The organism is Aporhodopirellula aestuarii, from assembly GCF_023701485.1.
GTDB lineage: Bacteria > Planctomycetota > Planctomycetia > Pirellulales > Pirellulaceae > Rhodopirellula > Rhodopirellula aestuarii.
In genome coordinates, this window is record NZ_JAMQBK010000018.1 from 1 (window position 1) to 24,749 (window position 24,749).

20 protein-coding genes and 3 pseudogenes are annotated in these 24,749 nt (G+C 54.4%); 11 read left to right on the forward strand and 12 right to left on the reverse strand.

Translation table 11 applies throughout. The features are described 5' to 3' along the window. Positions 1–444: 444 nt before the first annotated feature. Entirely contained in the window at positions 445–1,488 is a 1,044-nt protein-coding gene (locus NB063_RS06060; protein ID WP_250927861.1) for a dihydroorotate dehydrogenase-like protein, read from the forward strand. A 157-nt stretch (positions 1,489–1,645) separates the two neighbouring features. Here NB063_RS06060 and NB063_RS06065 read toward each other — a convergent pair whose 3' ends face one another. The 5 genes and pseudogenes from NB063_RS06065 to NB063_RS32555 all read right to left on the reverse strand — a co-directional run bounded on the left by NB063_RS06065 (position 1,646) and on the right by NB063_RS32555 (position 3,537). Then, positions 1,646–2,107, reverse strand: a complete 462-nt coding sequence (locus NB063_RS06065; RefSeq protein WP_250927862.1) for an Hsp20/alpha crystallin family protein — start codon at positions 2,105–2,107, stop codon at positions 1,646–1,648. A gap of 189 nt (positions 2,108–2,296) precedes the next feature. After that, positions 2,297–2,443 (reverse strand): hypothetical protein, encoded by a 147-nt coding sequence (locus NB063_RS06070; RefSeq protein ID WP_250927863.1) that lies wholly within the window; start codon positions 2,441–2,443, stop codon positions 2,297–2,299. Positions 2,444–2,700: 257 nt separating this feature from the next. Then, positions 2,701–2,988: a hypothetical protein gene (locus tag NB063_RS06075; protein ID WP_250927864.1), complete on the reverse strand. Its 288-nt coding sequence runs from the start codon at positions 2,986–2,988 to the stop codon at positions 2,701–2,703. Between the two features lie 35 nt (positions 2,989–3,023). Then, positions 3,024–3,209: pseudogene (locus tag NB063_RS32550) on the reverse strand (hypothetical protein); the annotation flags it as partial. Beyond that, positions 3,157–3,537, reverse strand: coding sequence for a GAF domain-containing protein (locus NB063_RS32555; protein WP_407652556.1), 381 nt, complete (start codon positions 3,535–3,537; stop codon positions 3,157–3,159). The pseudogene NB063_RS32550 and the gene NB063_RS32555, both read right to left, overlap by 53 nt. Here NB063_RS32555 and NB063_RS06080 point away from each other — a divergent pair. The 4 genes and pseudogenes from NB063_RS06080 to NB063_RS06095 all read left to right on the forward strand — a co-directional run bounded on the left by NB063_RS06080 (position 3,445) and on the right by NB063_RS06095 (position 5,417). Then, on the forward strand, positions 3,445–3,681 hold the full coding sequence (locus NB063_RS06080) for a hypothetical protein (RefSeq protein WP_250927865.1): 237 nt from the start codon (positions 3,445–3,447) through the stop codon (positions 3,679–3,681). The two genes, NB063_RS32555 and NB063_RS06080, sit on opposite strands and share 93 nt — an antisense overlap. Positions 3,682–4,056: 375 nt before the next feature. Continuing rightward, positions 4,057–4,635 (forward strand): annotated as a pseudogene (locus NB063_RS32735) (sigma 54-interacting transcriptional regulator); the annotation flags it as partial. Between the two features lie 83 nt (positions 4,636–4,718). Further along, positions 4,719–4,772: pseudogene (locus NB063_RS06090) on the forward strand (hypothetical protein); the annotation flags it as partial. A 165-nt stretch (positions 4,773–4,937) separates the two neighbouring features. Then, positions 4,938–5,417, forward strand: coding sequence for a universal stress protein (locus NB063_RS06095; RefSeq protein ID WP_250927866.1), 480 nt, complete (start codon positions 4,938–4,940; stop codon positions 5,415–5,417). 127 nt (positions 5,418–5,544) lie between these two features. Here the strand turns inward: NB063_RS06095 and NB063_RS06100 are convergent, their stop codons facing one another. Further along, entirely contained in the window at positions 5,545–7,218 is a 1,674-nt protein-coding gene (locus tag NB063_RS06100; RefSeq protein ID WP_250927867.1) for an ABC1 kinase family protein, read from the reverse strand. Between the two features lie 42 nt (positions 7,219–7,260). After that, positions 7,261–7,683 (reverse strand): coiled-coil domain-containing protein, encoded by a 423-nt coding sequence (locus tag NB063_RS06105; protein WP_250927868.1) that lies wholly within the window; start codon positions 7,681–7,683, stop codon positions 7,261–7,263. Positions 7,684–8,139: 456 nt separating this feature from the next. On the opposite strand from NB063_RS06105, the gene NB063_RS06110 reads away from it, so the two are divergent. Further along, positions 8,140–8,733 (forward strand): NADPH-dependent FMN reductase, encoded by a 594-nt coding sequence (locus tag NB063_RS06110; RefSeq protein WP_250927869.1) that lies wholly within the window; start codon positions 8,140–8,142, stop codon positions 8,731–8,733. 1,206 nt (positions 8,734–9,939) lie between these two features. Here NB063_RS06110 and NB063_RS06115 read toward each other — a convergent pair. Further along, positions 9,940–10,131 carry a hypothetical protein gene (locus NB063_RS06115; RefSeq protein WP_250927870.1) on the reverse strand — a complete coding sequence of 64 codons (192 nt, stop codon included), beginning with the start codon at positions 10,129–10,131 and terminating at the stop codon, positions 9,940–9,942. A 1,539-nt stretch (positions 10,132–11,670) separates the two neighbouring features. Between NB063_RS06115 and NB063_RS06120 the strand changes: the two genes are divergently transcribed. After that, positions 11,671–12,924: a DUF1559 domain-containing protein gene (locus NB063_RS06120; protein WP_250927871.1), complete on the forward strand. Its 1,254-nt coding sequence runs from the start codon at positions 11,671–11,673 to the stop codon at positions 12,922–12,924. A 1,115-nt stretch (positions 12,925–14,039) separates the two neighbouring features. Next, positions 14,040–15,353 carry a DUF1559 family PulG-like putative transporter gene (locus NB063_RS06125; protein WP_250927872.1) on the forward strand — a complete coding sequence of 438 codons (1,314 nt, stop codon included), beginning with the start codon at positions 14,040–14,042 and terminating at the stop codon, positions 15,351–15,353. A gap of 430 nt (positions 15,354–15,783) precedes the next feature. Here the strand turns inward: NB063_RS06125 and NB063_RS06130 are convergent, their stop codons facing one another. The 3 genes from NB063_RS06130 to NB063_RS06140 all read right to left on the reverse strand — a co-directional run bounded on the left by NB063_RS06130 (position 15,784) and on the right by NB063_RS06140 (position 19,908). Then, positions 15,784–17,316: a mercuric reductase gene (locus NB063_RS06130; RefSeq protein ID WP_407652557.1), complete on the reverse strand. Its 1,533-nt coding sequence runs from the start codon at positions 17,314–17,316 to the stop codon at positions 15,784–15,786. A 96-nt stretch (positions 17,317–17,412) separates the two neighbouring features. Then, entirely contained in the window at positions 17,413–19,149 is a 1,737-nt protein-coding gene (locus NB063_RS06135) for a VTT domain-containing protein (RefSeq protein WP_250927873.1), read from the reverse strand. A gap of 186 nt (positions 19,150–19,335) precedes the next feature. Beyond that, positions 19,336–19,908, reverse strand: coding sequence for a thioredoxin family protein (locus NB063_RS06140; protein WP_250927874.1), 573 nt, complete (start codon positions 19,906–19,908; stop codon positions 19,336–19,338). A 269-nt stretch (positions 19,909–20,177) separates the two neighbouring features. On the opposite strand from NB063_RS06140, the gene NB063_RS06145 reads away from it, so the two are divergent. From NB063_RS06145 to NB063_RS06155, 3 genes are all read left to right on the forward strand, one after another. Next, positions 20,178–21,053, forward strand: coding sequence for a DUF547 domain-containing protein (locus NB063_RS06145; protein WP_250927875.1), 876 nt, complete (start codon positions 20,178–20,180; stop codon positions 21,051–21,053). A 147-nt stretch (positions 21,054–21,200) separates the two neighbouring features. Then, positions 21,201–21,977 carry a glycosyltransferase family 2 protein gene (locus NB063_RS06150; protein WP_250927876.1) on the forward strand — a complete coding sequence of 259 codons (777 nt, stop codon included), beginning with the start codon at positions 21,201–21,203 and terminating at the stop codon, positions 21,975–21,977. Further along, positions 21,974–23,707, forward strand: coding sequence for a hypothetical protein (locus NB063_RS06155; protein WP_250927877.1), 1,734 nt, complete (start codon positions 21,974–21,976; stop codon positions 23,705–23,707). Before NB063_RS06150 ends, NB063_RS06155 begins: the two co-directional genes overlap by 4 nt. Here NB063_RS06155 and NB063_RS06160 read toward each other — a convergent pair. Then, positions 23,693–24,400, reverse strand: coding sequence for a Crp/Fnr family transcriptional regulator (locus tag NB063_RS06160; RefSeq protein WP_250927878.1), 708 nt, complete (start codon positions 24,398–24,400; stop codon positions 23,693–23,695). The genes NB063_RS06155 and NB063_RS06160 overlap by 15 nt on opposite strands. Positions 24,401–24,749 lie beyond the last annotated feature (349 nt).

Below are 24,749 nucleotides of genomic sequence, written 5' to 3' on the forward strand. Positions count from 1 at the left end.
CAGGACATAAAACACGGCGCCTAAAACAACAGCCCGCTTGCGCCGTTCCGCTAAAAGGAGCACTAAAACCCCGGATAACAGCTGCCTGCAACGAACGCCGCAACAGCCGCCGAGCGAAGAACGCGTTTGATCTCGGCCTTGCTTTTTGGAATAGCACTAGCCTTTTAGGCCGCGATGGCTCGGTAACCCGAAATGCAAAACCAAGGCCGCCCCATAAACCTGATGTTTGCAAGCAATTCTCGATTGAGAACTGCCAGATCTTGCCCATTTTCGCACACCAAATCGCGTGATTCGGCATCTATCGCGCAGTGATTTCACGCAAACCGTTCGCAACCATCAAAACCGGAACGCATCTTGCGGCTTGATTGGGTGTGCTTCCAGAACGATACGGAATTCAGCGTGCAGCCTGGAGGCAAACGCCATCCCTTTGTCGGAAGCTGAACCATGTCGAAAGAACTCATCACCACTTACCTCGGTATGGAGCTCAGCTCACCGATCGTCGTGGGTGCCTGTCCACTGACGATCGAACCCGAACAAGTTCGACAGATGGTCGGCGCCGGAGCCGGAGCCATCGTGTTGCCGTCGATTCTGCAGGAACAGGTCGTGTATGCGATGCTAAAAGAGGTCGACCCGGTCGCCGCGATTCAGCAGAGCGGCTACCAACCGCAGCAAGACCGCTACAACGGCGGCTCGGAAAATTACCTGAAAACGATCCGGCAATTAAAGCAGTGTTGCTCGATTCCCCTCATCGCAAGCATCAACGGTGCCACACTCGGCCCGTGGCTCGATTATTCCGAGGAGATCCAAGACGCAGGCGCCGACGCGCTGGAACTGAACTGGCAACGGGGCATTCACGACCCCAACGAATCCGCCGACCAGGTCGAAGCCAAACTCCTCGATCTCGCGGGGTATCTTTGCAATCATCTCTCGATACCGATTGCGGTGAAATTGAATCAGCAGTTCACGAACTTAGCCTCGATCGCCCACAAGCTGCAAAACGTCGGCGTCGATGGCTTGGTGCTTTTCTCGCACCGTCCGCATTGGGATGTGAATATTGATCGCATGCACTGGACGATCCGCTGGGAATTGTCCCCCGTCGACCACTTGGGGACGATCCTGGAAGGCATCGTGCATGCCCGCACCGGAGGGCTCGACTTGGCCATTGCCGCCAGTGGAGGCATCCGCACCGGCGAAGATGCGATCAAGGCGATGATTGCGGGCGCCGACACCGTGATGGTGACTTCAGAAGTTTACCGCGAAGGCCCTGACGCGATTTCCAGCATCCTGCAGGGCATCTCGCATTACCTTGATCACAGTCATCACGAATCCCTGCTTTCGTTTCAACAGTCTCGACCGACGGTCGAATTGACCCCCGAGCGATTGATGCGTCTGGAGTACGTGGACCCGCTGACACGTACCGGCCATTACTATGATCCCACACCCCAGGCCTCCACGGCAACCGGTGATTCCTTTGGCCATCGCCGGTAGGACACCGCAATACGTTTTCTCGTCACCCTGTCGGCAACATCGACGCGTAATTTGCGAGAATATTTCTCTCACTATGTAAAAAAACGCCTGCTGACCGATCGGCATGGCGACCGGTCAAACAGACGTTCTTCGGCGGATCACTCAAGGGATGTAAAAACTAGCTGGCAGTCACAGCGATCCGTTTCGGCTTCACAGCATCACTCTTGGGAAGGTGCACTTCCAAGACGCCGTTTCGGTAGTTGGCACTGACATGTTCTTCGTCGATGCCATTGGGCAGCGCGACGGCGCGATACAACTTGCCGTGCCGCGTGGTTTTCTTGTCGCCGTCTTCAGCATGCGATTGATGTTCGGCTTGAAGAACCAACCGATTGCCGCTGATCTGTACATCGATCTCATCTGGTTCGAATCCGGGGGCTTCCGCTCGCACGACGATTTCGGCGTCGTCGTCCTTTACATCGCATCCCCAACCTGCGTTCCAGGCTTCCTCCCAATGACCACGGAGCATGCCACCCAACATGCGATCAAAATTCGCTCGCAGTTGCGACAACTCGGTCATCGGATCCACCTCAACCAACGCTTCATTTCGTACTTTGACTTTTTCATTTTGTTTGGTGGACATCGCTAGGTCTCCCTGGATTTCGGATGTGCGAAATGATTCAACAAATCGTTAAAATGCACGCCGCGTGCCAGTAGCAATGTTTCTTTCGATAGCGTTCAAAAACAAGGTTTGATGAACCATCTGATGCCGTCTGGTGAGCGTAGCTGCGCAAACGTGCGACCCAATGAGCACACCTTTCCGGCACATGGCTCAACATCCCGAGGCGCGACCGATCGCCGATTTCAGGTCCGTGATACTGATCGGCTTGACCAAATAGTCGACGACGAGCGGATTTGGAGCCAGCTCGTTACTTTCGTAAGACGAAACGACGATGATCGATCCGAAATGAGCCGGCATGGGTCTCTTGGCAATTGCCATTCCCAAACCCCTTCCCTTCTGCTTCGTCGTGAAAACGCATCAAATATCCGGACACGTTGATCGAGCGAAAGCCCCGGACCGTTGTCCTGGATACGGATCGCCAACCCGGTCAATTCATTAAACGTGGTTTCACCGCATTGAACGGTGATCCGCACCGGATCGGATCACGCGGCAAGCCTATTTTCGCAAAGAGGACGAAAGACCTGCTTCAATCGAAATGCATCGACACTGCAAACCTAGTCGACATCACCACACTCTTCGCTCAATTCCGCGTTACGATTGATTCGAGCGGAATCCAAATTATTGCACGCTTGCCTCCACACGCTCGCCACCGAACAAGTTGCAACTTCGAGGTGCAGCGGTGCGGCGTAACCACGGGGTTCTTCGAACAGGTATTGCAAGTCGTCTTTGGCTCGCGAGATGCGATCCAAAGCGTTGCGACTTTCGTGAGCGATCGCCGATACCATTTGCCCCATCGCACCGAGCCGTTCGGACTGAACGAGTTCTTCGCGATGTCTTCCCACGTATAGCCACTGAGCCTCCCGCACGCCGGGTTTGCACTGACGATTTTTCCGTCGAGGTCTGTTCCCAAAATCGCGTCACGCGACGATCGGACGATCGCGGCCAATTGATGAACACGCTGTTCATTGCGGAATCGTTCAACTGCAATCGCCACAACGTTGGCACATTCGTTACCGAAGCGGAGGTCGCCAGGCTGGCTGCCAAAAGGCACCGAAAAATGCATCGCAACGTACCGATGGCTCGTCACCAGCCGCCACGATTGGCAGCGACCAACAGGCACGTACACCGATGGTTTCGCAAACCGCACGTAATTCTGGCCATCCGTGTTGATCGCGGATGTCATGAATAATCACCTGCTCACGTAGGAACGCAGTAAGATCACATCCAGTCGGATGGGAATCTGCCGCCAATGCGTCAATCGCATTGGCGTATTGCGTGGGCAACGAAACAATCGCGGCATGACGAAGTGGACCGCTCTGCGGATCCAACAGCAGGATCGATCCGCGAGTTCCATCGCGATCCAGCTCAGCCAATTCGATCAGCGTCGTCAAAACACTCGGGAGAGAATCGCCGCGAACGAGGTGCTCGATAATTCACGTGCGAGGATCGAACTTCATCCGTCCCAAAACGAGTCATCAATCTCATCCCGCGTGGAGTCGTTGGGCGGCAGCGTGGTCGATGACGCGGTGTTTTGATGAGTCAGGGGCATGGCGAGTGGTCAATCGCGTGAGTGTGGAGGAGATAAGAATGACTCGGCCCACAGTTTGCGTTCCCGATGCAAAACAGTGTCGTTCCCTCCCCCAAGACGGATACAGTTCTTGGGCGATCCCCGACGTATCGTGGACGAATCGGCGTGATGAATGTGCACACTTTGGCACACTCGGTGCGCACATCCGCGCAATCGCACCTCAAATCGTTAGCTATTGAGACACGATAACGGGTTCCATGAACATTCTTTTTGTCGACGATGATGCGGAATTTGGAGAAGGCTGCGCCCGCTGGTTTGAACAGATGGGTACCGCGTGGACCAAACAACCGGCGGCCAGGACGCGATCGACTGCGTCGCCCCCATGGAAAAGCCAGTCCTGATTGAGGGCGAAAGCGGAACCGGAAAAGAATTGGTAGCCGCCGCGATTCACGCCGGTAGCTCGCGAGCGGACCCTCCGCTCGTCACCGTCAACAGCGCCGCCCTGCCCGCACAGCTCGTTGTGAGCAAATTGTTCGGACACGAAAAAGGTTCGTTTACCGAGGCGACCATGATGAAGCCCGGTCTCTTTGAGGTTGCCGAGGGCAGCCCCTTGTTCATCGATGAAATGGGTGAGCTACCGCTCGCATTGCAACCGAAATTACTACGCATCCTCGAAGACGGGTCGCTGCGTCGAGTCGAGTCAGCCACCAATCGCGACATGTCCCAACAGGTTGCTCAGGGTCCATTTCGTGAAGATTTGTACTACCGCATCAATGTCATTTCACTCGACCTACCCGCACTTCGAGATCGCGGCGACGAAATCGAACTGCTCAACGAACACTTCTTGGGTGACGAATATGAGCTCGACGCCGACGTCAAGAACGCGCTCCTCGCTTACTCCTGGCCAAGCAACATCCCTCAACTGATCAACACAATCGATCGGTCTCAGATTCTTGCCGACGACCGTCTCATCAAGCTAGATAAAGCCCCCACGGAGATCGCACGGGCGGCTTCGGTAACAAATCGCGTACCGCCCGTGCCCTCGGCCTCGAACGGCGCAAGCTGTATCGCATGATGGAAAAACATGGCATCACCTGACGAGATGGAGTACTTACGATCGACCATTGGGCGCCTTCACCACAGCAGATACGGCATGGTGATGGCACGACGATTGCCTCTCATGTTGTGATGCCCCCCCCTCGCGTTCTGCTCACGTCGAGGTGAGCTCACCGCAAACCGCCTCTGACACAAACGGTGCCCCAGATGAACCATTTCGAAAACACCCAGATTCTGGTTCCCTTTGATTTTTCAGAGGATGCGCAGAGCGCCGTTGAAACCGCGACCGGCATCGCAGAGAAGAATGACAACGTGACGGTATTGCATGTCATCGATCCCGGCCAACTCTACGGGTTCGATGACAACGGCGGCTACGAACTCGGCGGCGGTCTGGGAACCGTCACCCACGAGTCGGCGAGGCTGGCACAAATCAATGAAAAGCACCAGCATGCCGCTCTTGAAGCGATGCAGGAACTATTCGCCGATTCGGCTTATCAAGGAATCCATCTTGTCACCACGGTTGATGTCCCAGCCGAAGGAATAACCAAATACGCATCGACGAACGCGATCGAACTAATCGTCATACCTTCGCATGGCCAAAGCGGCTTTCGACCATCGATCATCGGATCGGTTGCCGAAAAGGTGGTCCGCTTGGCTCACTGCCCGGTCTTGGTCCTGCGAGGCTGAATTCCCATCCCTCGATTGTGGCGAACGGATTGAATGCGTTCGCGGACTTCTGTTGGTAACCGAAACGCAACTTGCACAGCGTGTCGCGCATCCTCCCAACGATTCTTCTGAATCGCAGTTTGTCACCTTAATCGTTCTCAGCACGGCGTGAGCGACGGATAGCAAGCGATATTCTTACCCCCATGAATACCGCGGCGGTGCAACCCAAGACGCCTGGCAGGGAAATTCCAAACAACGTCGGCGAGACACCGTTACTCCACAACGACGCGGAACCGACAAACAACGCCGCGGTCAAAATTCCCATTACCAATCGGTTGACGATCGGCTCCAGCCTGCGGTGTTGCAGATGAACGTCAAAACTGCCCTGCTTGAGACTATGTAAGATTTCGGCGAGATCTAGAGGAAGGAGCTTGAAAAACCGATCCCAGTCATCTACCCGCGATTTCATCCGATCATAGAGCTGTTTCGGTGAGAAACGTCGCAACATCGCACGCTTCCCATACGGCTCAATCAACTCGGCCAAACTGAATTGAGGGTTGAGTTGATGCGCGGTGCCCTCGAGCATCCCCAGAACCTTCAACAGCATTGCCACCTTCGAAGGGAGATAGATGCGATGTTGACGAATGATCGCGACCACGTCTCGCAGGGCCTCGCTGATATTGAAATCGTGAATCGTTTGATCGGAGTATTCATCGATTAATTCTTGAATGTCAGCAACCAGGGCCGGCTCATCAAAGTCCGCCGGGACCCGTCCGAGTCTCGCAACAACTTCTGAAATCACTTTGGCATCTCGCCCGACCGACGCGATCAGGGCAACCTCTAAATCATCGCGCAGGCCATCATCAATTTTGCCGACCATGCCGCAATCCAACAGGCCGACGCAGGATGGAGCCTTCGCCGATTCGTGTTCACAATCAAGCAGCATCAGATTTCCCGGATGTGGGTCAGCGTGGTAAAACCCGTCGCGAAAAATCATGTCGAGAAAGATGTTCGCACCGCGACGTGCGATTTCACTCAAGTTCGCACCGCACGCCCGTAACGCGCATGTGTCTGAGATGCTGACTCCATCGAGACGCTCCATCGTCAACACCCGCCGAGAACTCAATTCTGGGTACGGAGTTGCAAATCTCACATTGGATTCCTCCGCGAAGTTCTTGCGAAAGCGGTTCATGTTTCGCAGTTCACGATTGAAATCCAATTCCTGCATCAGCGTTTTCTGAAATTCTCGCATCGTTTGGACAGGTCGATACTGCCGCAATTGTGAGGATTGTTCCTCAGCGATCTCGGCGAGTTTGACCATGATCTCCAGATCGCTGACGATCCGCCGCTCAATGCCCGCATGCTGCACCTTCACAACCACCTGTTGACCATTGTGAAGGGTCGCCGGGTGAACTTGACCGATCGATGCCGACGCCATGGGCTCGGAATCAAACGAGGCGAATAACTCGTCGACCCGGCCGCCGAGCTCCGACTCGATCATCGCGATTGCGACTTCGGCCGAATCATGCGGCGTATTTTCACGAAGTTGCGCGAACTCCTGGGCAAGCTCAGCTCCCACCAAATCCGCCCGCGTACTGAGAACTTGCCCGAGCTTAATGAAGGTCGTTCCGAGCTGTGTGATCGCAATCCTGATACGCTCGTCCGTGGTCAATGACTCGTCGATTGAAACTCGAAACCGACTGAGCCAATACGAAGGCACCCCCGAGATCCAATCCGCAAGCCCGTGCTTCGCCAAAATCGTGACCACTTCGCGGAAACGATCTGCATTGCGAAACAACTGTGGGACTTCGGTCAATTCCATTGCGGCGAACCAAACAGATTAGAGCAGGGGCGAACGCAACAGTTACATTGCGGCATCAAGAGTCGCTGTGAGCATCGCGACATGAGCCATCGCGGTGTGATGATGTTTTTTGATCCGTTCGTGGGCGTCGCGCAGACGTTCATGTTCTTTCGCTTCTTTCGCATGATCGGCAACGGACCGCTCAGTCGTTTGAGTGCGATCACGAAACTCAGCCGCCACCGCGTGTTCATGTTGCAAAGTGTGGGCCTCGTGCGAGTCGAGTTGGTCGGCATGTGAATTCAACGACGCGACGTGCTCCCGCAGGCGTTCCTCGATCCGTTTGAGTTGCTCAAACGTGGAGCGGTGAGCTTCTTTCCAGTTGTCAATGTCTTCACGCCACATCGAAACGTCGCTCTCCCATTGACGGTGATCGTGGTGCATGGCGGCGGCGGAATCGAAATCGAAATTGGTGACTGTGTCGGACATGATTTGGGTTCCCGTTATGAGAAGGTGAGTCAATCGACTTGCTTTTGCATTCGCTGTGCCAAGACCGTTGCCGAAAGTCTTGTCTTGCCCGCGCAGCTCGGCAGGGCTCCCAAATGCAGGCTGGCCCCCATCTCTCGCAGCTTCACAAGGAAAGAAAACGGTATCCACCTTCCGATTCGAATCCGTCCTTCCGCGAATTGCGAGGTAGTCAACGGGCTACCACCGTGCAGCAGTGCGCGCTGTGTGCATCCTGACGCACTACGTGCTGCCTTTTATCCATTGCCCACCCACGGCATCCACCAGCGAAACGACTCGTCCTCAAACTTCCGCTCGCGACGCCCCACTCGTGGACGCGGCGATCCACTCATCTTGCCATCAGCGGACGGGGAAGCGATCCTTAGTTCTGACAAATTCCTTATTTCGTCGTATCCACTTCCCTCTCGAGATCCGAAAAACATGTCCCAACCCAAAATTTTGGCATTCGCTGGGAGCACTCGCACGGGATCGTTCAATCAATTATTGATCAGCGCTGCTAAAAACTGCGCGCTCGCCGTCGGCGCGGAAGTGACTCAGATCAACCTCGCGGACTATTCATTGCCCCTGTTCGATCAAGACCTCGAGTCGAGCCAAGGAATTCCGGACAACGCCAAACGGCTAAAAGAGCTGTTCCTTGACCACGCCAGGTTGCTGCTAGCATGCCCCGAATACAACAGCTCAATTACTCCATTGCTGAAGAACACCATCGACTGGGTGTCGCGTCCCGCCAGCCCCGAAGAGCGGCCACTATCTGCCTATCGCGGCAAGACCGCCGCGTTGCTTAGTGCATCACCGGGAGGATTCGGAGGCCTTCGAGGACTACGCCACGTCCGTGAAATCCTCTCGAACATTGGTGTGATCGTGACCCCCAACCAATTTTCTCTCGCGCAAGCAGATTCGGCGTTTTGCGAGCATGGTCACCTCCGAGTGGAAAAGCAACGGAAGATGCTGGCAGCGTGTGTCGAACAGTTCGTCCAAACGACCGCCGCATTGGCACCCCAAAACGCGTCCTAAACCGGCTACGTTTGCAAACTTCTGATACACCGTAGAGTAACCTTGAATCGGCTTTCGATCATGATTCAAGGTTTCTCGAAGGAGGGCGGTCGTCGCAGGCGAAACGCGGCACTCCGTCAACGTCTTGCTTTATCTCAATCACGCAGACCGGGCAATCGCCTTGCAAGCCCAAGGTAGCTGATTGCGTTCTCTTATCTCGTCCTTGTGTGGCCGTTCCGCTACCCGTCGGTGTCGATGGACGTGCGGGTGAATTTCGCGTGCCTGATTGTGCCGACACAACTGCCATGGGCAGTGGTGCCGCGGTGATGGCCAATACGCCGAACACGAGTCGAGCATCTTTTCAAAGACGCATTCGCTGAAATCGCATTCATCGCTTCCTCTCTTGATCGGATCCAAAGGGGGCTACAGCTTTCCTGCCATGGAACGATGACACTCGTAGCCCTTTGTTCTTAGAGCGTTTCTGTAAATGACGTAGGTTTCAAAGGTAGCTACGTTCGCCAGAACGTGGTCCACCGTCGGGCGACGGTGGCTACGACAAAAATTGAAATGTTCTAGAGACATATATTTAATTACTGCGGGATTTCAGATGTAGCAAAACGGCGCGAGCCGTCCGGCGATTCGGGACCGGACGGCTCGCGCCGTTCCGCTAAAAAAAGCTGCTTCACATCCTGCGGAGGGGACGTATCGGCAATCCAAAAAAGAATTTGAGCGATTGTGATATGGCTCACAGATTGATCGCCCGCTCAGCGGAAGAATGTGCGGCAGATCAAGCAGCCAGTTCGGCTGCGAAAGTTCGTTTCCCTAAAGAAGGATCAAAGATGAAGCCCGCTTTGAAGTATCTGACGATGTCCGTTTCCGCAATGTTGGTTTGCATGTGCAGTGTCGCAAGCGCCCAGAGCGGTACGTACGGAAGCCATTACTCGGCCCCCGTGATGAACACGTCGACACTCACCAGCACCATCGCCGTAGGTTCCGGATGTGTCTCCGGAAACTGCGGGGGAAGTGTTACCGTGGCCGCCCCTGTCAATAGCTACCCTGTCACGTCGTCCATGCCCCAATCCACCGGCATGTACCACAGCGCTTCGGCACCAGTCTCGTACGCCGCGTCGCCGCAATTCCACACTACACGATCCTGTGGCTCGTCATCGTGCGGCACTCGCACGTATTCGCGATGCAGAGGTTGCCACCGTCGACGATAGTGTCTGCCTATCGTGAACCAGACCCGCCCAGCGGTTGTTCGGGCGTCACAACATCCCCGGTGGTTCCGGAACCATCAGAGGTGTCTGTCTGAACTTCGGTTGTCAGCGGTTGGTTCTGAGAAGGAGTCTCAGAACCGCAACCGCTGATCGCACCGAGTGCGAAGACGTAAGCTACCAACATCGACATTGGACGGATCATCGTTAGTTCTTATTAGTGAAAGAAAGGAATAGAGTTAACGCGCGACGTCGTCGCCTCTCACCACGTCTGGACGACAACGTCATCGTACCACCGTATTTGGGCAGCGAGTGAAATTCCGAGATCATAAACTCCGCGACAGCACGGATATCGCCAACTTTCTTTGGCTTAAAAGCCGCTCTTTCCACACGCCCCACGAGCCTAAAAAGAAGTTCCACTCAAACGCGTGGACGTAGCGAAGCATGGTATCGGGAAGACGAAAACCATGCGGGGGCTCAACGCGATCGTTCTTGTCAGAGACGATAACGCTAAGAAAAGAAAGTGAAGTGAAACCGCGGTTTCTGGCTTCAACCGGAAAGCCAAGATTCCTAGCCAGAGCCTTAATTGCATCAAACGGCTTTGCCCAGCGATAGCATCACAACACCGACATTAAGTCAGCAGTGCTCTACCGCAATCACAGTTGGGACTTGGGCCAGGAAACAAAGCATCCTGGATTCGAAGCACCAATTAGAGAGCCGAAGATAGGAATCCTGAATACCGGACGCTGCAGCTCTGATAGAAGGCAAGCATGGATTTGTAAAGGCTGCTCGTACTCAGGCCATCACCATTGCAATGGCTGAAATAGCTCAACAAACCTTCCAATCAGGAACACGTTACGGTGGGTGGATCGCACCGTGATTCTGCACATCTTGGAGTGCAATCGCGGTTTGGGAGTTGATCAACTGAAGACCGGGCCGCCAGTTCATTGTGTGATCAAGGACTGTTCGTTAAACGAGCGTCGGCCTTGCGGATGGAAACGGGACAGAAACATCCGGACGGGTCATCCCCCTTCCCTCTGAACCGTGTATCTAGTTCGGGATCTGATGAAAACGTTGAGTGGACTGCGCCCTGACTTTCTGGGGGGGCATGCTATTGGGCAGGCACGCCAGCTCCCCTTGGGGGGAACATCTCACAAATTCAAGGATATTCTCCGGCGCAACCTCCGTGAAATCGCGTCCTAACAAAAATCAATCAGAGATCGGAATTCGCAATAAGCTTCCAACTTCGTTACCCCTCCCTAACCTGAGTGGGGAAACAGCGAGTTCTCCTTGCGACGACAAATACGATCGATACGACCGATCGTAAACGTAACGAGAGCAACTTCGGCGGAATCTCGTGCCATAGTCACCTTTAATGACGAATTGCAAATCATCGGGTGATAACAGGTACACACACAATCTTACATCCACACCTAATTAAGCGGATTGTGTCGATCAACAAAGCGTCTCATCCCCCCACCCAATGCTATATCCGGAACATTCACGTGGGTTGCTTTCAATGTGCGCAGGGTCGCAAGCATTTGATTGAATCAAACAATACGTGAAATATTTGACACCTATGATATGTCGCTGACATCAAACGACGTCCTATCTGTTCGTCGACTTACGACATCGCCCCACGAGTTGTCGCTCAGTCGCCGAAGCAGCGGGACAAGCGTTCGAGTTTCCAAGAGCAACTCCGCTCTATTCGAACCGACTTCCTAATCTACCGAAGGGTAAACGTATGTTGAAACAGAGAGTAAACCGCGGTTTCACACTTGTGGAACTGCTCGTGGTGATCGCGATCATTGGAGTTCTTGTAGGTCTATTGCTGCCAGCGGTGCAGGCCGCACGGGAAGCCGCCCGTCGGATGAGCTGCAGTAACAATTTCAAACAGCTAGGTCTTGGAGTTCACAACTACCACTCCGCATTTAACCAGCTGCCGATTCAGAAGAGTGGTACGGGCCTACCGGTCGGTGGAACCACTTGGGACATCCCCTCAGGATCGAGCAATTGCGAAGAGTTGAGCGCCCTGGTTGGTCTCCTCCCGTTCGTCGAAGCTCAGGCACTTTGGGAACAAATCAGCAACCCCAATGGACCTAACAAAGACGGATCTTCGGCGGTCCGCCCTGCAATGGGCCCCACCCCAGACAATGGTACGGGGAACTCAAATTACGGTCCCTGGAACGAAGAATTGCAATTCTTGCGTTGCCCAAGCGATCCCGGCACGGGTCTGCCCGCCGCTGGCCGCACGAACTATGCCGTTTGTCTGGGCGACAGCATCGTCTCGTCAACAGACGGTCCAACAAGCTGGACCTTGTACAAGAAAGACTCGAATGCTGGGCAAATGGCTCGTGCAAACTGCCGCGGCGTGTTCGTTCCTCGTCAGACCGCCAAGTTCCGTGACATCCTCGATGGATTGGCAAACACCGTCATGATGGGTGAAATTGTGACGGACCTTGGTGACCGCGACATTCGAACCAATCCTCGCCCCTACGGCGCCACAGCTGACTTCGTTGTGAATCCTGCTCAATGTGGAGACGCTGCATATATCAATGCCACACGTCCTCAGTTTTGGGCAACGACGACCGCGTTGATCAACTCGGGAAGCATCGGTCGCGGCTACCGCTGGGCAGATGGCAACCCCGTCTACACCGGGATGATGACCATCAGTCCTCCCAACACGGCAGCATGCGTCATGGATGAAGGAGCCTATGATCACAGTGCCAACGCTCTCGCAGCAACGGCATCCAGTGACAAACGTTATGGTCTGATGCCTCCTGGAAGCCGCCACCAAGGCGGTTGCCATGTCCTGATGGGCGATGGTGCGGTCAAATTCATCACCGATTCGATCGAAGCGGGCACGCAGACGAATCCAATGGTCGCGCTTATTCATACGACAACCGCCGGGCTCTCAGCGGGACGACAAAGCCCGTACGGTCTCTGGGGCAAGCTCGGAACGAAGGCTTCGAAAGAGGTCATCGATAGCGAATTCTAATCCGCTTTCGCTTATTAGCGGGACGGTGCCATTTTTCGCAGGCTTCGGTCTCGAAGAGACTGAGCTACGCAAAAAGCGATGCTGTTCTACAGCTTCTTACGAACAACAGGACGCCGTGGTCTGCGAGAGCAACCACGGCGTCCTTTTTTGTGACACGCACGTGTTTTGTAAAGAAGTTGATTACGAGACCGACAGCTCTTCCGTTTGTAGAATGATTAACGATCCGCCAGGCCAGAAATCCGAATGTATCGCTGTGCTGAAAACCCCGGCCTGTCAATACGGATTGTTGGCACCAACAACAGAGACAGCGTCAACCACGCAGTAAAGACGATCCTGTTTCAATCACATGTCATTCGAGCGCATGCACCCCTCACGCATGTTCTCCATTCGCTTCACAAATGGAATTGCGTCTTAGACGAATGCGTCCGTTGGAACTCGCATGCAATCTCGTCGCCACCGGGGTCGAAGCGAAAAAGAATCATCGCGACGCCTCACCCACCGAGCCTCTCAACTGGGTAATCCAACGAGGTGTTGTCATTCAGCACTCTCGATGCGGATTCCGAACAGCTCGAAGGTAGGCGGCTTTTCGATGTGCAGTTCCCGTCCACCAATTTTGAGTACGCGTTCATAGTCCCCATGCGTGACAAGAAGTTCATGCGATCGGTTTGCCGCCTTTATTTTTTCTCCAAAATTCTTTTATTTAACACGCCACTGTCATCAGCAGGATGCTGCGCCGTAAACACCTCCCAAGGTGGCATTGAACGCCTCCGGCGCACCGTGAGGCAAACAAGCTCGCAACTCCTCCCCCAAAAAGGCGACGAAACGGGGCCAACCTAGGGAACTTTCGCAGCCGCTAAACAGCAATTCTTGGCCCTAACGCCGCACTCCTCTCCATTGTGCGCATCTGCGTGTGATCGTGACCAATTCGCCCAATAGCCGTATATGGGACACACATATATTCCTTTGCAGACGTTGAGCGACGACCCGAGTGTCATTCAAACTTCGTACTTCGCCCCACGAGTTGTACGGTCGCTAGAGCAGCAAGTCGAACGTTCGCGTCACGAAGAGCAACATTGCTCATTTCGATTCGACTTCCAATTTCAAGAGAGTGAATTGTGTCTAGACAAAAACTAGAACGTGGTTTCACGTTAGTGGAACTGCTCGTGGTGATCGCGATTATTGGAGTACTTGTTGGTCTCTTGCTGCCTGCGGTGCAAGCCGCACGCGAGGCAGCGCGACGAATGAGCTGCTCGAACAACTTCAAACAAATTGGTCTTGCTACCCATAACTACCACGCCACGTACAACCAATTGCCGGTACAAGGTGGTGGCACAACGTTGACTACTGCGAGCCGAACGAGTGGCGCGGCTGCCTACACCGATGGGAACGGCAACATCAACACTGGTGGTGGATACAACCGTCTACGCCTCAGCTACTTGGTCGGGTTAACCCCCTTCATCGAACAACAAGCGTTGTGGGAGCAGATTTCCAACCCACTCAATGAGAACGTCTTCACGATCGAAGATGACACAACGATGACGGGTTCTTGGAGTCCGATGGGGCCCAACCCCGGTTTCCAAGACGCTTACGTGCCTTGGGCAACCGAAGTCGCAGCCTTTCGGTGCCCCAGCGATCCAGGCGTCGGGCTTCCTGCAATCGGCCGTACGAACTACGCAGCATGCATGGGAGATGGCTATTTCGGCATCGAGCGTGCCAACCCCGCGGCCAACGGGCATGAGTGGCAAACGCATGCCGAGCGGCAACGGGGAACTCATCGCGGAATCTATGTCCCGCGTAACAAGATGAGATTCCGAGATGTGCTCGACGGATTGTCTAACACCATCATGGGCGGGGAAATCATCACCGACCTCGGTGACCTTGATACACGTGGCGACTTGCTTCGAGTGACCGGTGGTTCTACCAATGGTCCTAGTTCCGGATCCGCAGTTTTCGATCCAACCGTATGCACCCAAAATGCTGCGATCGACGACGCTCGGCCCATGTTTTGGGACTCCACAATACCGCGAAACAACGGCGTCAATAGTTTGATCAACAATACGACTGCCGCCGGTAACCGACGCGGTTTCCGCTGGGCGGACTGCGGTCCCATGTTCACGGGTTTCTTCACCGTGACGCCGCCAAACGCGCCAGCCTGCAACATGGCCTATATCAGCATCGAGGGTGGTCCCATGTCAGTGAGCAGCCGCCACGTCGGCGGGGCCCACGTGCTGATGGGCGATGGCGCGGTGAAGTTCGTTACCGACTCCATCGACGCGGGAACACAGACTTCCAGCACACCTTACTATGCCGTGAAAGCAAATAACGGTGCCTACGTAAGCGAGTTCGGCGTGGGCGAAGGGAGCCCCTTCGGATTGTGGGGTAGCCTTGGCACACGAGCTTCCAGAGAGGTAATCGACGAAGAGTTCTAACCTCGACAACTCGACTCTGATTCTCATCGAGCCCTGGAAAGCGTCAAACTTTCCAGGGCTTTTTTGTGCGATCCAACGCGCGAACAGTAACGGGGAAACGATCCTGATTAACAATCAAGAGTTCCCATCAGACCCAATAAACACTGCGTTCTATAGGCATTGCCGTCAGCCCGCGCCCTTGGCGTGAACGTCACCAACACAAACGGCAACGCGTTGCGTGTCGGACAGATCACGCTTGTTCCAATCGTCGATTTTTCGGCACCAATCTCCTTTAAGGCGACAGGCCGGGTGTCAGTCGTTTTTAGTCACACAAGAACGCGACTTTCAACTACAGATGGATGTTTCGCAAAGACATCGCTATCGATAGCGATGCCACTTTTTCATTGCCTTTTTTTGCAGTGGCAGACGACAATGACGACTCCTCGTTGGGTCACCTACCCACGTTGATCCGCTGCAACAAACCAAGCATCTTCTTGCTCAGCGGGGTCAAACGGGTTCGATTGAATTGGTCACCGAGCTTGCGGATCGCTTCGGCCTGAGTGGGATAGGGATGAATCGCGCTACCGATTTGGGATAATCCAAGCCCATGCGTCATCGCGACCGTGATTTCGGAAATCATGTCACCCGCGTTTTCGGCAACGATAGTGGCACCGACAATCTTATCGGTTCCCTTCTTGGTATGTATTTTGACGAAGCCCTCGTCTTGCCCTTCCAAAATTGCTCGGTCCACTTCGTTGAACTGCTGAACGTAAGTGTCGATTTCGATCCCCGCCTCTTTCGCATCCCCTTCATACATTCCGACGTGAGCGATTTCGGGCGTGGTGTAGGTCGCCCAGGGGATGACTAGGTCGCTCATCTTTTTTTTTCCGAACGGCCCAACCGCGTACAGCGCGTTCTGAATAACGATCCGCGCCATGAAGTCCGCAGCGTGAGTGAACTGATACTGTGAGCAGATATCTCCCGCTGCGTAAATCCGCGGATTCGTCGTTTGTAAGTTGTCATTGACCTTCACACCTTTTTTGTCGAAGTCGACCCCGACGCCTTCCAAGTTCAGCTTCTCGACATTCGGCGCGCGTCCGACTGCAACCAAGAGTTGATCCACGGGCTCGTCGTAAGCCTTGCCGTGTGAGTCGAGCGTCAATCGAATGCCGCCTTCGTTCTTGATTTGCAAATTTCGACCGCAACACAACAGCTTCACTCCTGCCCGCTCCATTGCCTTCTGCACGACGTCAGCCGCCGACCGGTCCTCCTTCGTCAAAATCCCGTGTTCGGATTCCACGAGAAAGACTTCCGATCCCAGTTGTGCGAACGATTGTGCCATTTCACAACCGATTGGCCCCGCACCGATGATCCCCAAGCGTTTTGGAAGCTCGGTAAGCGAAAAGACCGATTCGTTGGTGAGAAATTTCACGTCGTTGAGACCGTCGATCGGTGGTGCTGATGCTCGTGCTCCGGTAACGATCACGGCACGTTTAAATTCCAGCATCGATCCGGCGACATCAATCGTTTCCGAGTCAACAAAACTCGCTTGCCCGAAATAAACATCGACGCCCAGTTCACGAAACCTCGTCGCGGCATCGTTGCGACTGATCTTTGCCCGTAATCTTCTCATCCGTGACATCACGCCCGCGAAATCGACTTCGACACCTTCGGGAACATGAACTGAAAACTCGCTCGCGTTCTTGATCGCCCCGGCGACTCGCGCCGAACTGATGACGCCTTTGGACGGCACACATCCGACGTTCAAGCAGTCTCCTCCCATTAGATCGCGTTCGATCAACGCAACACGCGCGCCCAAACCTGCCGCACCGGCTGCGGCGACCAATCCTGCGGTGCCGGCGCCGATCACAACGAGATGATAAGGATCGCTAGACGTCGGATTCGCCCACGTTGGCGGGTGCACGTTCGCTTCGAGTTCGCGATTGTGCTCGTCCTGCGGTTGAAGTTGGATCAAGTTTGACATCGTTTGGCGAGGTTGTTGGTTTTAATTGGTGATTCCACTGCACTCTCAGCAATACAAAACGCGGAGTGCAATGTTAGAAGTGATTTTCGCGTGCTGCTATCGCGGCTGTTTGTTTTTGATTGCGTTGAGTTGCCAGTCGTACGGCAACCAATCTGGTGTCGGCGACTGGCCCGCACCCAACGCCTTGCGTAATTCCGAGGAGTATTTCGCCGCGAACTTCGTCATGCTCCCGTCCGCCTGTTCAAAATCGCCACGATACCACTTGTACAATTGAGTGAGTCGCAGACGTGTCTCATCGCTTTCAAATTGAAACCAGGTTGCGTGACGATGAACATATTCAGTTTGTTGCTGCAATTGCTCGTCAATTTGTTCGCCCTGATAGGCCTCGTTCCTCAACGGCGGACAACCAACCGCCGCGCATACTAATGCAAAATGAATCCGCGGCTCAGCAAAGTTGGGGCGAATCTGCTCGTGTTCGATTTGGTTCAGACTCCACGTGTTGCCACCGATAATCCAACGCTCGGCATCCCAACGCTGCGACTCCGGAATGTCCTTGATGGAATCGACGGGCCAGTTCTCCAGGATCAGTTTCAGCGTCGCGGCGTTGTACCCGTTGATCAACAACGCCAATTTTTCGTCACGCCCGATTTTTTCGAACGACACGTGAGAGATCGCGTCAAGATACGCATCAAGTTCACGCTCACGCGTTTTCATACCGGCGTAGTCTACCCACCCCGCGTCATCAACATGGGTATGAAGAAGACCATCCAATGCCGAGTGATCAACCGAAGTCCCTGACGGGTTTGTTACATACGCTTCAGTCATCTGCACCGATGGCGGTCCAAACATGCCGGCCAAGGATCTTTCAATCTCGCTGGCGTGAATTCGAACATACGCCGCCACGCCGACCAACACGATGGCAATTGCCGCCAGTCGTATCGTGCTACCGATGCTGGTCTCGGACTTCGATTGGCTCGTTGCGAGCTCTTCGTCAGGCGATTCATCGCAACCGGCCGACTCATCACTATTGGACGAGACACCAATTTCAGCCGGTTCGTCGACTTGCTCTTTCAATTTCCGGTTCGCCAACCGTGTGACATAAACCGTCACAACGACTGTCGCCAGTAAACCGACACCCAACATTGCCCATTCCGCAATCGATCGTTCGCGATCAGCACCAATCGCAGCGCCGGTCACGTGACCGAGGTAAACGTACAGGAATGTCCCCGGCATCATCGCAATCCAACTCGTCAATACATATGGCCAAAACGGCACCGGTGTGAGCCCATAAAGATAGTTCTGCAAGTTGAAAGGGAGTGCTGGAGAAAGACGCAACAGAGCGACAATTTTCCAACCACCTTCACCAATCGCACGATCGATCGCACCGAAGTGTCGGTTCCCCTGGGCCATCTGAGCGACACGGTCGCGAGCTCCATAACGGGCGATCAAGAATGCGAGCGATGCGCCGATCGTCGATCCGATCGAAACGATCACCATGCCGATTCCTAGCCCAAAGATCGCCCCCGCCACCAGCGTCAAGATCGTTCCGGGGACGAACAACACCGTCGCTACGACATACATCAGCGTCAGAACAACGGGCCCCCAAAATCCCAGCTCCGCGATCCAGTTTTTCATGGCAGCCATCACCTGATCAAACGGAAGCGAACGAAAGATCGTCAGAATCGCGGCCAAGATCAATAAAACGGACACGCCACGAACCACCGTGACCACTCTTTCAGAAAGCACTTTCTCAGGCTGCGGCTCCCCCGCACCGCGGGTTATATGCGTTGCTTCATGGCCTTGACCGCTGAGGGCTTGATCCGTGTTTTCCATTTCACATGCCATTGATTTACGGGTGGGATCTTGTTGGAGTTATGGGAAGCCTAGCAGTCGTAGCACACGCGTGCCATGATCTTTACCCCCGTCAGTTTGATGTCCCCGCAAAGTAGACGCGGCCTCCTCCAATTCCTTACAAAAATGACGTGGGCGCGGTGAGAGTTTGTCGTTCAAGAACGGAAATCATTGCATCCAAGTAACCAATTCGCTTCGATCGGCAACGCCTGACTGTCGGTGCACGACCCGACCGTCCTTGACCATGATCAACGTCGGGATTCCTTTCACCTGCAATTCACGGGCGATCCCAGGATGCTCATCCACGTTGATCTTGATCATGAGCGTTTGGTGTTCAGTTGCGACATTTTCCATGTCTTCCAAAATTTTTCCCTGCACCTGACATGGGCCACACCAATCGGCGTAGAAATCCAGCAAGACGGGGCCGGACGCACTGTCGACCTTTGCCATCAAGTCATCGTCCGCGGACAGCGTGATGAGTGACGTGGCCAATGGCCTGGTCTGCGAAATGGAACTCACCCACGTCTCATTTAACTCATCAGGGATAACCGGTGGCGTATCGACCCCCACAATCTCGATATCTTCGGCAGGAATTGATTGCGGATGCGGTTCGCCCGGAGGCGATTGCATGACAGGGGTCTGTGAAACACGCGAGGCAACCATATTCCCGTTGCTACAACCGGCGATTGTGACCGCCGCGAGTGTTAATCCGGAAAGAGAAAACAGTTGAGTTTTATTCATAGCAATGTCATCTAATGGAAATCGGACGGTGAAGTGATCCGCTAAGCGATGAACGCTTGACAGTTGAGAGATACCCGTCTCGGTCGCCAGTCCGCCGTTTCAATCGCACGGCATCACTTGGCATTCCCAGCACACGTCATGGCGGACACGTGATGTCAATCACCATTGTGGGGAGAACGTCGCGAAGGTTACGCCAGTCGTCCGGGTACAGGACAACTCGCAACTCGACTCGCGAATACGGTTCATCACCCGAACGGAGTCACGCCCCAATGAAATTGCTTTCTAACACGCCGATCGCCCTCACTGTCCTACCCGCACTCTTAGCAATTTGGTCAGCAACTCCTTGTCTGGGCGGCACCAAAGTGCATTTGGGACAGAACGTCCCTGAGTCGCAACGGTTGTCGATGGACCAAATCGATCATCAAGATTGGAACACGCTGCTCAAGCGATATGTGGATGCCAACGGAAACGTCAACTACACCGCTTGGCAATCGTCCGCCGCCGATGTGCAAACCCTCGACCGATATCTCGCACAGCTTTCTGCGGCGGCCCCTCAAAGCCAAACAAGCGACGCGGCGCGATTAGCATTTTGGATCAACGCGTACAATGCGGTCACGATTCGTGGCATCCTTCGCGAGTACCCCACCACAAGCATTCGCAACCATACCGCGAAGCTTTTCGGCTACAACATTTGGAAAGATCTGCTGTTGACGGTTGGCGGCGAGCCGTATTCACTCGACCAGATCGAGCACCAGTTATTGCGAAAACTGGGCGAACCACGGATACACTTCGCTATCGTTTGTGCTTCAAGAAGCTGCCCTCGCTTAATGGCGGAAGCCTACACGGCCGATAAGCTCGAATTCCAACTGACATCGAATACCAAGGCCTTCTTCGCCAACTCCGGCAACTTTCGCTACAATCCGGCACGCCAAACCTTTCACTTGTCATCGATTCTTGATTGGTTCGGGGAAGATTTCGGACGCGATGACGCCGCCTTGCTTCGCACGATCGCCCCGTATCTACCGACCCGCGAAGCGTACGATGCGGCAATGACCGTATCGTCTTCCCCTTCGCTTTCGTATCTCGCTTATGATTGGAGGCTGAACGATCAAGCGACCGCGGCGACACCCTCTCGGCCCAACTAAGTTTGAGTGACCGTATTCATGACCGATGCCCGACCCTGATTAACTCAGCACTGATCAACTGAGTACCTTAGCGAGAGATCGTCGTTGAACCGGATGGGAACAAAGGGGGTTCCGATGAACAGTGATCGCGACCGTCCGAGACTTCCCATGACTGCAGTTAACGCAATGGCTTCCCAAACTCGCATCGCTCATGAGGAAATCACTCCACCCCACTTCGGTTCGGTGGCCGTTATCATTCCAGCGTTAAATGAGGAGCTGTCGCTGCCGATGGTGCTGGCGGATCTGCCGCCTGTCGGCCGAGTCATTGTGGTTGACAATGGATCGACCGATAACACTGCCGACATTGCCACGGCGGAAGGTGCGGACGTCGTCAGCGAAACCCAGCGTGGCTACGGGTCGGCCTGCTTGCGGGGCTTGTCGGTGATTCGACGAAGCATCGAAGAAGGAGACACCCCGCCCGAGATCGTCGTTTTTCTGGATGCCGACTACAGCGATCATCCCGATCGATTGCCGACGTTGATCGCGCCAATTATCCGCGGAGAGATGGACTTTGTTCTCGGTTCAAGACTACTCGGCGAAAGAGAAAAGGGTGCGATGCCACCGCAGAGCGTGTACGGCAACATGTTGGCTTGCTTTCTGATGCGGTTGCTATTTCGAGTTCGCTACACGGACTTGGGACCGTTCCGTGCGATCAAATATGATCGGCTTTGTGATCTAGAGATGGCCGACCAAAATTTTGGCTGGACGATTGAGATGCAGATCAAAGCAGCTCAATTAGGTCTTCGCGCGATGGAGATCCCTGTCCCTTATCGCAATCGCGTCGGCACGAGCAAGATCAGCGGAACGGTGAGCGGGACGATCAAAGCGGGGTCGAAAATTCTCTACACCGTTGCCAAATACGGGCTGCGTAGAAGAACATTTTGAGCAACGAACACCCAAATCATGGTTCATTGCGAGAACACACGTCACGGACCGGTGATGTTCGCCGGAACTTAACCGCGAATTCTGCAGTCACCAAGCGTCTCGCGGGAATCGCAATCATTTCGACGCTGTTCTACGGAATCATCGCGTGGCTGAGCTGGCGATTCGAATTGGACTCCGCCGGTGTTGATCGACCAATCGTTCTCGTCTTGATATTGTTCGCCGCCGCTTTCATCGCTTACGTCTTCGCAAGCCTGACGATCATGCGTGGCCCCGCAAACTCACACACGCTGAAACTGATCATGGGTGCGGCGGTGATTTTCCGCGTCGTGATGCTGTTTTCGCTTCCGATCCAAGAGGTCGACCTGTATCGATACCTCTGGGACGGCGCGGTGGGTGCCGAGGGCGTGAGTCCGTTCACGTTTAGCCCGGAAGACGTCCGCAACGCTGTTGAATCACCGACAGAGAATGCGGAACTGGCCCGTCTCGTTGCGTTGCTGCACCGCGAACCGCCGCTGGCGGAGATTCTCGATCATGTGCATTTTCCCGAATTGCCGACGATCTATCCGCCGACCAGCCAAGCGGTCTTTGCCGCAGTCAGCTTACTCACTCCCAACTCGGCGTCGCTGCTAACGCGTGTCTTGATCATCAAAGCGGTCCTGATCGCGTTTGATCTCGCCACATTGATTCTCGTGATCCAAATACTTCGTCTGTGCAAGCGACCGGTTGCTCTGTGTATCAGCTATGCGTGGTGCCCTCTGATCATGAAAGAGGTTGCCAACAGCGGTCACTTGGATGCGATTGCCGTATTCTTGACGACGCTCGCCGTTTACATGTTTGCTCGCAGCCTCCAAGCTCCCCGTGGCCACGCTTCGCGATTAGGGAAAGCCGCCGCCGCATTTGTATTGGCACTCGGCGTGGGGGCAAAGCTTTATCCCGTGGTGCTGGTTCCACTTTTTGCCACGATGGTTTATCGACGAGACGGTATGCGTGCGGTGTTAATGCCTGCCATTCTTTTCGCGGCAACCGCGACCGTTCTTCTGATACCGTTGAGCCACAATCGAAATCCGGATGCGGATCCGAGTCGCGGTGTAGTGACATTCTTGCAGCGGTGGGAAATGAACGATTTTCTGTTTGCACTCGTCAACGAAAATCTCAAACCTGAAGCCGGCCAGCCCCCTCACGATCTCGCATGGTACTCGGTCATGCCCGAATCATTTCGCACAACGATTATCGAAAACGTCGCCAGCAGAATGAATGTTCCGGTCGAGCAAGCCCCCTACTTAATAACGCGTTTCGTTACCGGACTGATCTTCCTATTGATATCGTTTTCCATTGCATGGAAGGCTGCGAACCCTGCCGACCAGACGTGTGACCCGATATCTGTGCTCGGCGCAAGCGTGTTCTTGACGCTAGCGTGGTTTTGGCTCCTCTGTCCGACGCAAAACCCTTGGTATTGGACGTGGACATTGCCATTCCTACCGTTCGCGAAGAGCCGCGTGTGGCTCGCTATGAGCGGACTCGTATTGGTTTACTACTTAAGGTTCTGGCTCGGCTATCATTTCCCGACGACTGCCGTGCTGGGATCGCGATACACCGGGACCGCGTTCTTCGATTCTGTGGTTACCTGGATCGAATTCGCACCTTGGTTTGGATGCCTCATTGCGGTCCACCTGTACCGTCGATGGCGGTTGAATGCTGCAACCGCGAGCAACGAGTCAGGCCACGTGTAAGGCGACTTTGCGATTTACGAACGCCGCCAATCGCTCCACATCCGTCAAAACAATTTGACGACGATCAATACTGATTAACCCCTCAGCCTTGAAATGGCCCAAGAGAATCGTCACGGCTTCGCGTGTGCTTCCCATCAGGTTTGCAATCTCCTGATGAGCCAGTTTGATTCTCAAGCGGATGCCATCGGGGTCTTCGACACCAAACTGTTCCGAGAGGTCGAGCAAGAGATGCATGAGTCGCTCGCGATTGGACAGGAACAAGAGGTTTTTCAATCGCCGTTCGATTCGATGCCGCCGCAGACAGACCATTTTGGTCATCGCGATAGAAAGATCGTGGCTCGATACCATCAGCTTCTGCAACTCGCTCGCCGGGATTACAACAACCGTCGTTTCGTCGACGGATTCAACATACTCTTCACGTTGCTCCCCATCGAACATCGCGAGTTCGCCAAATACTTCGCCCGGCTCGACGTATGCCAAAATCGACTGTTTACCGTCACCAGTCAGGTTGCAAACCTTGATCAATCCTTCCACCAATAGAAATACGCTCTCGGCCGGTTCGCCGGGTAAATAGATCGGGCTGCGGGCGCCGAACGTACGCATGCGACAGCACGCCTCTAACCTCTCCAACTCATCGGCATCCAAGTGAGAGAATAGATCGTTGTCTTCTAAACACCAAATTTGTGTAGCCACACAGCATCCTTGTATTGGTCGGAAAAGTCATGCGGACGGCCAAACCATGAGTTCGTCTGCATGTGTGAGGATTCGACGGACGCTTCCATCGGGTGTTCTGTCCCCTCACCAAGTTCGATGACTGATTCGCCAGCGACTTTTTGTTCGATACGTTGGATTGCACCGTCACATGCAGCCGCAATGCAAAATATTTCTGCTACCGGAGGACTCGCGACGAGCAGACTCGGATCGTCCGTTGGATCACAACAATAGCAATGTCTCTTGCGCCGAACACTGAGCAAGGGTTCATCGCTTATTGGGGTCGCATCCGAAGCGCGGAACACCCGTTTGGAGAATTCACGCCCCGCCG